We start from the raw sequence: 8,620 nt of genomic DNA, 5'->3' as shown, positions 1-8,620 counted from the left end.
CGTCAAGGACGTGGCCGACCGCGTCGGCGACGCCGCGCGCGGCGTGTTCCTGCGCACCTTGACGCGGATGGGACGCGAGGTCCCCTTGAGCGCGGAGACCCGCGTCTATGTCGGTGATGTCATGACGCTGGTCGGCAGCACCCGCAACATCGAGCGCGCCGCCTCGCAGGTTGGACAGATCCTGAGCTCCGAAGACCGTACCGACATCGCATTCCTTGCCGCAGGCATTGCCATAGGTCTGCTTGCCGGTCTCGTGAGCGTCAAGATCGGGTCTGTGCCCCTGACGTTGGGAGGTGGCGGCGGCGCCCTGATTGCAGGGCTTTTCTGCGGCTGGCTGCGCTCTCGGCGGCCGACGATGGGTGCAATGCCTCCCGCAGCGCAGCAGACGCTGAGCGACCTCGGGCTCGGCGGCTTCATCGCCGCGATCGGGCTCGGCAACGGCCACGCGGCCTGGGTCGCGATCCAGTCGCACGGCTTGTTACTGGTCGGCATGGGCCTGGTCGTCACGCTGGTGCCGCTGATCGTGACCACCCTGTTTGCCCATCGCGTGCTCCGCATGAACCCGGTCATCATTTGCGGAGCGCTGGCCGGCGCCATGACGGTCGACGCCGCCGTGACCGGCGCCTGCGAAGTTGCAGAAAGCCAAACCCCCGTCCTCGGAGTCGCCGTGCCTTACGCTGTCGGCAACGTTGTGCTCACCGTGCTTGGACCGATCATCGTGGCCAGCACTTTCGCCGGCTGAAGGAGGCGCGCGTGAACCTGCGGCATGCTTCGACAGTGACCTACTTCGCCGCGGCATTGAGCATCCTGGCCTGCTTTCTAGCCCCGGGAGGCGCCGACCACAATGTTCGTATCCAGGAAGAGGTCTGGGCCTTGCCACTGCCGCTACCTATGTTCGCCTATGTGGTTCGGCCCGTCAGCGACGGACATTTCCTCATCGGCTTGCCCTACACGATTCCGATGTGGGCACCGCTCGTCGAACGATTCCTTGACGCGCAGAAATAGCCGCAGAGCTGGCGCCTGGAGGCAGAACATGATCGACGCAACTTCAGTGCTTTTGTCCGGGCGTGCGCTCGTCTGCGTGTCGATATTGTTCGCGGCGGCTGTTGCCCGACCAGCTTCAGCGCAGAATATAGCCGCGCCAAAGCCGACCCCAGAGGTAAAGTCCGCCGAAATCGCACCTCGCGGGCAGCGCGAAGCCAAGGACATCACCTATGGCGGCTGGACAAAGCTTTGCGTACGGCCTGCAGGAACGCCGATGCTGTGCCGAACCTCGATCACGGGGCGGTTTGCTACGGGTCAGATGGCAATCCGCGTGGACCTCATCGAGCGTGACGGCGACCCCATTGCGCGCCTACAAGTGTTTGTTCCCGTCGGCATGTATCTGCAGAAGCCGGTCAAGCTGACGATCGACGGGGCCAACGTCCAGTCATTGCCTTACACCTGGTGCCTGAGCAATACCTGCATTGCCGCCGACGCAGCCGATCCCAAGTTCATCAACGACATGGATGCCGGCACGGCTCTCGTCCTTGAGGTCACCGACTCCAACCTTCTGTCTCTGACGACGTCATTGCCGCTGGCACAGTTCGGCCCGGCTCACAAAGGCGCGCCTGCACAGATCCTGGAGCAGGACATCGAGGAGTGAGCAGGTGAGAACAACTCAAGCGCTCTTGGCGCAGGCGCGTTCAACCGTTGCGATCAGCTCGCTGGCCGCGAAGGGCTTGCTCAAATAGGCCGCACAGCCGGAATCGATCGCGGCCGCCTGATTTGCCTGGCTGTCGTTGCCCGTGATGTAGACGACAGGCACCTTAGCGCCGTCACTTGCCAGCTTGCGCCGCAGGGCGATACCCGACTCGCCGTTCAGATTGACGTCCAGCACGAGGCAGCACGCGTCTTCGAGGTGGCCATGACTAAGCAATGCACCGGCGGACTCGAAAACAACCGCGGTAAAGCCGTGGTTCCGCAGCAACCGCTCCATGCTTCGCCGCATCGATGAATCGTCATCCACAACGTATATTGACCTGCGTGCAAACAATGGGTGAGCTTTCTCATCGAACACTCTGCACCCGCCTCACAACGACGAGGCGCCGCAAATGTTCCTGCGCAAATCCAACGGCCAACTAGGCAGTCGTTGCCAGAATCTGTCAACAATATTTCGTATTGTCCTATCGTACAGGTCTGATCGCGAGATTGACGTCACCTACCGCAAACAGTCCGACGGTTCACGCCGGCTGCGAGCTCAGAAGTCCGAGCCGCTCGGCGACGGAGACCAGCTCGGCCAAGGACGGCACCTGCATCTTTGTCATCACCTGGTGCCGATGCGCCTTTACGGTGCGCTCGGTGGTTCCAAGCTCGTAAGCGATTTGCTTATTGATCTTCCCGCGCACGATGAGGTCGAAGACCTGTCGCTCGCGTCGCGTCAGAGACGTCAAACGAGCACGAAACGAATCCAGCTTGCCCTGTTGGCCGCGCACCACCTCTTGTCGAACCAGTGCGCGCTCGATCGCGTCGATCAACTGTTCCGAAGATACTGGTTTGGTCAGAAAGTCTTCCGCGCCGGCCTTGATCGCGCGAACAGTCGTTGCGGTATCAGCATGCCCTGTCAGGAACACGATCGGCAACGGCGAAGGTCGTTGGGCGAGGCACGCTTGCAACTCAGGGCCGCTCAGGCCCGGAATCTGCACGTCGAGCAGGATGCAGCCCGGATGTTCGGAGCCCGGGGGATCCTCGAGCAATTGTTGCGCCGACCCGTAGGTCACAACCTCATAGCCGGCAAGCTTGAGCCGACGCTGGATGGCGGTGCGAAACGATGGGTCGTCGTCGACCACATAGACGAAGCCAGGCAATGTTTTCCTCCCGACCTGTTCTTGCAAGCAGAACACCACCGCTCGCGCAAGCCTTAGAAGCAATTCAAGACGCCTCGCAGCCCGCGGTCAACATCAATGAAAGCAGCCCGCCCGCAGTGGCACGACTTCGGGCGGAATGCGCGACGTAAGCCTACGCCGCGCAATCCGACAGATGTTCTGACAGGTTTCTCATCCAGCGCACCATCGCCGTCCCTGTACTTTGGTACAATGCACCTACAGACAATGGCTGCAAAGCCTGCTTTTGGCTTAAACAACCTTTGCGGGAAGGGTGATTTATCGGCGGCTCCGTATTCCCGGTGACGGAAATAAGCTGCTCGCGATTATCGCGTCAGCACCAGTTCGGGAGTTGACCATGCTGGTTCGCAACGCTGCCGACGCTTCCTCGCGGCATCATTCACTCCGCGAGCTTGGCCTGAATACCAGTTCAAATCCGATCATCAGTTTAAACGAATTTACCTATAAAAAGGGCACCGAAATCTACGGCGAGAAAGAGCCGGCCGAATACGTCTATCAGGTCAAATCAGGCGCCGTGCGAAGCTACAAGCTCCTGTCAGACGGGCGTCGCCAGATCGGCGCCTTCCACCTGGTTGGCGACATCTTCGGGCTCGAAAACGGCAGCGAGCATAGATTCACAACGGAAGCGATCGTCGACACGACCGTACGCCTGGTTAAACGGCAGAGCCTCGAACTCGTCGCAGAAGGCGATGCCATGGTTGCCCGAAACCTGCTCAGCATGACCACCAACAACCTTCAGCATGCGGAAGATCACATGCTGCTGCTCGGCCGCAAGACCTCGCTGGAGCGGGTGGCGGCCTTCCTGCTCGAGATGGATACGCGGCTAACGGCCGCAGGAATTCTGGCCCTGCCAATGTCCCGGCGCGACATCGCGGACTACCTCGGATTGACCCTGGAGACCGTGTCCCGCGCCCTGTCCCGCCTTCACGACCTCGGCATCCTCGGCTTCATCGGCAACACCCAGCGGCAGATCATGCTCCTGGACCGGCATCAGCTCGCAGCTCTTGATGATCTCCAGAATTGAAGCCGGGCGCCGCGATTGCCGAGAGATGTTCAAGGGTCTTGCGTAACACCTCGAACAGGACTGCGGTCGACCAGCCGAACATCAGAATGCCGTTCATGGCAGTCATCGGCCCCGTCAGCCGCCATCCCTGCACTGGCGTGACATCGCCGTAGCCCAGCGTGGTGTAGTTCACGAAGGTGAAATACAGCAACTCGCTCCCCTCGGGCGCGGCACCAACCAGAGCGTAAGCCAGCGCCCAGACAAGAACCTCGACCGTGTGTGCAACCATCAAAATGACAGCTATCGTGACCATCACCGCCATCATGTGAGATCGGGGCCGCATTGTATGCTTCAATCCCGCGCTGCGGGCGATGTCGATCGCTGCAACGGTCACCAGCGCGTGAATCATGATGTTGATCACGCTAATGAAAGTGCCGAGCAGAAATTGGACAGCCATCGCGAGCTCCCTCCGACGCTGCCGGGGTTTGGTTGGTCAGCGCTGCCATCCGGCCCGCGGTATGATGCGGGCGTTTGATGCAGATCAACGTGGCGCGGGCGTGTACGCTCATTGCCCGCACCCCGGCCACCAAGGAGCCCGGTCATGACGCTCAGCTTGGCGCTCTCGGGCTACCCTTCATCAGCAGTGCCAGCGTGTGCCTGGCGATCATAAGATCCTCGTCGGAGGGGATGACATGGACCGGAATGCGGCTCGCCGGAGAAACCGCAGAATGGTCGGCGACTGCGGCATGCGTTCGGGGAAATGCGGCATCAAAGCAGGCGACCTGCGGGATTGCCGGGAAATTCGCCAGAATGGAACGGATTGGCGCCAAGTTGTGCGGCAGATCAAAAAGTGCGGACCTGGTCAACCGCTCCAGGCGGGCCATGACTTCATGATCGATTAAGACGGGGCGGTCATGCTCTGGACCGCCGTGAAGGACGCGGTGCCCGACTGCAATCGGATTTATATGAAGCTCGTCCCGCAACCAGGTGCTGGTGATGTCCATCGCAGCCGCAACATCCGGCACTGTTTCGACTGGATAAGCGCGATTGGCGAGCGGACCACCGCCAGCCTTGCTCGCCCGCAAGCGCGGACAGCGCCCGATGCCGTCCATCTGCCCCTTGAGCCGTTGCCGTAGCCTGCCTTCTCCTTCGACAGAGTAGATCTGGAATCGGAGATCAGAGGAGCCGGCATTGATGACAAGGATGGTGTCCATGGCACTCACACCGCAAATTTTGCAGCATGCCGACGCCCCGCATCGACTCTGATGGTCCGAGCAACGTCAGCGGGCGAGCCAGGCATATCCACCACCATCTCCGACCGGTCGTCGTATCTTCACCCGAGAGCTTCCATCGAGCTCATCGAGGTCAACGCTCGATTGCCAGCTGTGCGGGCGCAGCCCGTTCAGCGCGGATCCAGGCGACTGTCAACTCCCAGACGACAGACAGAATGATCGGTCCGATGAAGAGGCCGATGATTCCGTGGAAGAGAGTTCCGCCGATCACCCCGATCAGGATGACCAGCGCTGGCGTGGTCAGGCCGCGCCCCATGACGAGCGGCTTCAGGATATTGTCGAGCACCGACACGATCACGAGAAACACCGTCAGTAGGAGCGCGATCGGGAATTCCTTGTCGGTCCATATCCAGATGATGACCGGCAGGATGACGATGGTCCCGCCGATCTGCACGATCGACAGCAACAGCACCACGAAAGCAAGAAGGCCCGCGCTGGCGATGCCGGCGAGCTTGAAACCTATTCCCGCCAGCAAGGCTTGGATGATGGCAACGCCGATCACGCCTTGAGCCACCGCACGGATCGTGGCTCCTGCCAGGTCCAGAAAATGCTCGCTTTGGTCCGGCACGATGCGGGACAGAAACTGCGCCCTGCGGCCACGAGCTGAGGTCCATACGGAAACAGCACGCCGGCCACCGCCACCGACAGCAGAAACTTGACCGTTCCCACACCAGCATTGCCGGCAAACCCAAGCAAGGTGGACGCGAATGGCTTCAAATAGGGCACGACCGCGCGCAAGAGCGACCGGAGGTTGGTCGTCGCCTGATCCCAGAGATCGAAGAGCTGAGGCCCGATGACTGGCCACTCTTTGAGCGACTGCGGCGGCGAAGGCACATGCAATTCACCGGCCGTCACCTGGGCGGCAAGATCGGTGATCCCGTCGACCGCGCCCATGCCCAGCCAGGTCGCCGGTCCGATCACCACAGCCAGGTTTACGAGCGTGAGGATCGTCGCCGCAAGCTTCGGCCGTCCGCCGAGAATGTCGCTGAGGCGCCGAAACGCCGGGTTCAGCGCAGCAGCAAGCACGACACTCCAGGCCAAAATGGGGATGAATGGACGGACCAGGAGGAGCGCCCAGACGAGCAGCAGCCCCAGCAATCCGAGTCGGATCAGAAGCTGGATGATCTCGTCTCCGGAGAATATCTGACGGAGTGTTTTCACGGACGCGCCTTCAGCCATGCCGCGCATGCTGAGGCGAACTAGCCCCTGCTCTCACGCCGCACGCTTGATCCAGATCAAGCGTCGAGCCTCTTCTAGGGCTGAGGTCCAGACAGAGTCAGCTCGCGCTCGGCCCGAAATATGTTGCCGTAGAGACTCGCTATCCATTGCCGGCCTCGGGACGTCACGTTGAGATGACGTATCGCCGGCTGGATCTGGGGAGCTACGTTACTCCAATAGAATGGCGGATATTTGTAAACGATGTCCGCTGGCGTCGCGTAGCCCAAGGTCCTGTTGAGGCCGATCTCCTCGAATTCGTAGAACAGCGCGTTGGACTTCTTCAGGTAGTTGGGATCGCCGAGCTGACCGATGAGATCGGCGGCCCGCAACAGCAATCCTTCCTCCTCGATCAGGCTATCATTGGAAGACATCGTGTAAGGAAACCGAGTGTATTCGATCGCCCGAGCAACCCGGCCGCTCGACGGAATCCAACCGCTCCAGCACGAACAGTTTTGAGCGATCGACATTCTATGGCGCGAGAGCCGCATCGGACGATTCTCGCGGCAGACGAACCGTTTTGCCGGTAACGTCCGCAACGCGCAGGCTTCCACTACGGCTCCAAAAACAGGAGGCCAAAAATGAAGCCATCCATCGCATTAGCAGTTGCATTGATGACGGTCGGGTTCGTCTTCACGAGTTCTGGGAGCGCCAACGCCGTCGCATACTGCCAATACGTGGACTATCCCGCGCATTGCGTTGCAAGACCGGGCGTCGTCCTGGGGGTGCGTCCTGTCGCGCGCGCTGGCGCACGAGAAGCAGTGCGGCCCGGCACACCGACCAATCGCGGCGGTCCGGTCGATCGCGTTGGCAGGCGCCGAGGATAGGACGCGCCAAAGCGCAAAAATGAGGGCCGGCGTCGCTGCCGGCCTCCTGAAGACATCAGACCAGGAAAGTTCAGTACCTCGCGACGACCGGATTGCTGCCCCAGCCAAACCGGTAGTTGAAGCGCACGGTGAGCATATCCACGTCCTGGGTGATCCGATCGTTCACGAAAGCAGCAAGTCGCGGATCAGCGACCGTAAACGAATTATTCCGGTGCCCCATGAACAGATGGTCGTATTCGAGACCCACCGACCAGTTCGGCGTGAAGCCATACTCGAATCCGACACCGATGACACCACCCCAGCGGGTTGCGCTTTGCGCCGCGAGCTCGGCGCCGGTCGCAGTATCAAGTACGCTGAGGCGATTGTCTGTCACCGCAGCGCCGCCTTTCACGTAGAGCAGTGACGCATTCCAGGCGTAGCCGATCTGGCCGGTGAAGAGGCCGATAGCGCTGGTTTTGGCGCGCGTGGAGAGCGTTGGATCGAACAGGCTGACGCGCTGATTGCTGAGATCCGCCCAATCGCCCTGAGCTTCCAGACCAAACACCCACTGGCTGGCCTGCCAGCGATAACCAAGCTGGCCACCGATAACACCACCGGAACGATCGCGGCAGCCGGAAGCGACGGCGACGCCGGCCGCGTCAAGGAAATCGACGCAGCTGTGGTTCTGCGCCCAGCCACCATTGCCGCCGATGTAGAGCCCCGTCCAATTGTAGATCGGAATGATCGGTGCCGGGGGCGGCGCCTTCACGGCCATATCGGCAGCCATGGCGGGTCCCATGGCCAGCGTCACCACGCCAATGGTTGTCAGCAGAAGTCTTTTCATCATGCTCTCCTTGCCGGCCGCTTTTTGATTGCTCGAACGGTGGCTTGTTGCCCTGCGATCATCCCCCAACTTCCAGCTGAAACTCTACGGGCGAGGGCACAAACTCCACGTGCCATAATGGCAACACTCAAGACATTTCGAACGTGACATCGGCATGAAGCACCAAGACATGCTGCCTATTTCTCCGGTTCGCGCTTGTCATCGTGGCCGCCAACCTCGCCGCCTCGGTCTTGCTCTATCCAGGACGGAATGTCGCTCGAGGGAATCAGCCGTCGTGGCAAAAAGGGATTGAGCGTGCCTGCAAACACGATCAATCCCTCATTGAATTTCTCTCGCGCGAAAGCCCGCGCCTCGGCTTCGCTCTCGAATGTGCGTGTCTCCCGTGGACTTCGCCGCTTCGGCAAGGTCCCACGCTTGTGCACCTCGAATGTGACGTAGCAGGTCTGCGGCATCCGCCAGCTTCCGGATCGCGATCAAGCAGACTTCTGCCGGCGAGCGATGATCGGTGAGAGCATGTTGACGTCCTAGTTGCGCCGCTCTTCACGGCGCTCCGTGCGCCCTGAACGCCTTTCCTGGCG

The 8,620-nt window shown here is 60.9% G+C and carries 9 protein-coding genes and 4 pseudogenes; 5 read left to right on the top strand and 8 right to left on the bottom strand.

Annotated elements, in window-relative coordinates; genetic code table 11:
- The 3 genes and pseudogenes from IVB32_RS16805 to IVB32_RS16795 all read left to right on the top strand — a co-directional run.
- Window positions 1-742 (top strand): annotated as a pseudogene (locus IVB32_RS16805) (transporter); the annotation flags it as partial.
- Between the two features lie 11 nt (window positions 743-753).
- Window positions 754-1,005, top strand: a complete 252-nt coding sequence (locus IVB32_RS16800) for a hypothetical protein (RefSeq protein WP_247362267.1) — start codon at window positions 754-756, stop codon at window positions 1,003-1,005.
- A gap of 28 nt (window positions 1,006-1,033) precedes the next feature.
- Window positions 1,034-1,645: an invasion associated locus B family protein gene (locus IVB32_RS16795; RefSeq protein ID WP_247362265.1), complete on the top strand. Its 612-nt coding sequence runs from the start codon at window positions 1,034-1,036 to the stop codon at window positions 1,643-1,645.
- A 15-nt stretch (window positions 1,646-1,660) separates the two neighbouring features.
- Here IVB32_RS16795 and IVB32_RS16790 read toward each other — a convergent pair whose 3' ends face one another.
- Window positions 1,661-2,008, bottom strand: coding sequence for a response regulator (locus IVB32_RS16790; RefSeq protein WP_345956893.1), 348 nt, complete (start codon window positions 2,006-2,008; stop codon window positions 1,661-1,663).
- Window positions 2,009-2,222: 214 nt separating this feature from the next.
- Window positions 2,223-2,846, bottom strand: a complete 624-nt coding sequence (locus tag IVB32_RS16785; protein ID WP_247371957.1) for a response regulator — start codon at window positions 2,844-2,846, stop codon at window positions 2,223-2,225.
- A gap of 373 nt (window positions 2,847-3,219) precedes the next feature.
- Between IVB32_RS16785 and IVB32_RS16780 the strand changes: the two genes are divergently transcribed.
- On the top strand, window positions 3,220-3,906 hold the full coding sequence (locus IVB32_RS16780; RefSeq protein ID WP_247362263.1) for a helix-turn-helix domain-containing protein: 687 nt from the start codon (window positions 3,220-3,222) through the stop codon (window positions 3,904-3,906).
- Here IVB32_RS16780 and IVB32_RS16775 read toward each other — a convergent pair.
- From IVB32_RS16775 to IVB32_RS16760, 4 genes and pseudogenes are all read right to left on the bottom strand, one after another.
- Window positions 3,854-4,342: a potassium channel family protein gene (locus IVB32_RS16775; protein ID WP_247362262.1), complete on the bottom strand. Its 489-nt coding sequence runs from the start codon at window positions 4,340-4,342 to the stop codon at window positions 3,854-3,856. The two genes, IVB32_RS16780 and IVB32_RS16775, sit on opposite strands and share 53 nt — an antisense overlap.
- Window positions 4,343-4,604: 262 nt before the next feature.
- Window positions 4,605-5,099, bottom strand: a pseudogene (locus IVB32_RS16770) (acetate kinase); the annotation flags it as partial.
- Between the two features lie 151 nt (window positions 5,100-5,250).
- Window positions 5,251-6,365 (bottom strand): annotated as a pseudogene (locus tag IVB32_RS16765) (AI-2E family transporter).
- Between the two features lie 65 nt (window positions 6,366-6,430).
- A pseudogene (locus tag IVB32_RS16760) lies at window positions 6,431-6,917 on the bottom strand (metal-dependent phosphohydrolase); the annotation flags it as partial.
- 89 nt (window positions 6,918-7,006) lie between these two features.
- Here IVB32_RS16760 and IVB32_RS16755 point away from each other — a divergent pair.
- Entirely contained in the window at window positions 7,007-7,219 is a 213-nt protein-coding gene (locus IVB32_RS16755; RefSeq protein WP_247364660.1) for a hypothetical protein, read from the top strand.
- Window positions 7,220-7,289: 70 nt separating this feature from the next.
- Here IVB32_RS16755 and IVB32_RS16750 read toward each other — a convergent pair whose 3' ends face one another.
- Window positions 7,290-8,045: an outer membrane beta-barrel protein gene (locus tag IVB32_RS16750; protein WP_247364656.1), complete on the bottom strand. Its 756-nt coding sequence runs from the start codon at window positions 8,043-8,045 to the stop codon at window positions 7,290-7,292.
- A 173-nt stretch (window positions 8,046-8,218) separates the two neighbouring features.
- Window positions 8,219-8,494, bottom strand: coding sequence for a hypothetical protein (locus IVB32_RS16745; RefSeq protein WP_247362258.1), 276 nt, complete (start codon window positions 8,492-8,494; stop codon window positions 8,219-8,221).
- Window positions 8,495-8,620 lie beyond the last annotated feature (126 nt).

Origin of the sequence: Bradyrhizobium sp. 23 (assembly GCF_023073295.1) — a bacterium.
In the GTDB taxonomy this organism is placed as follows: domain Bacteria; phylum Pseudomonadota; class Alphaproteobacteria; order Rhizobiales; family Xanthobacteraceae; genus Bradyrhizobium; species Bradyrhizobium canariense_D.
The sequence above is the reverse complement of the archived record's forward strand: the minus strand, read 5'-3'. Positions and strand labels throughout refer to the sequence as shown.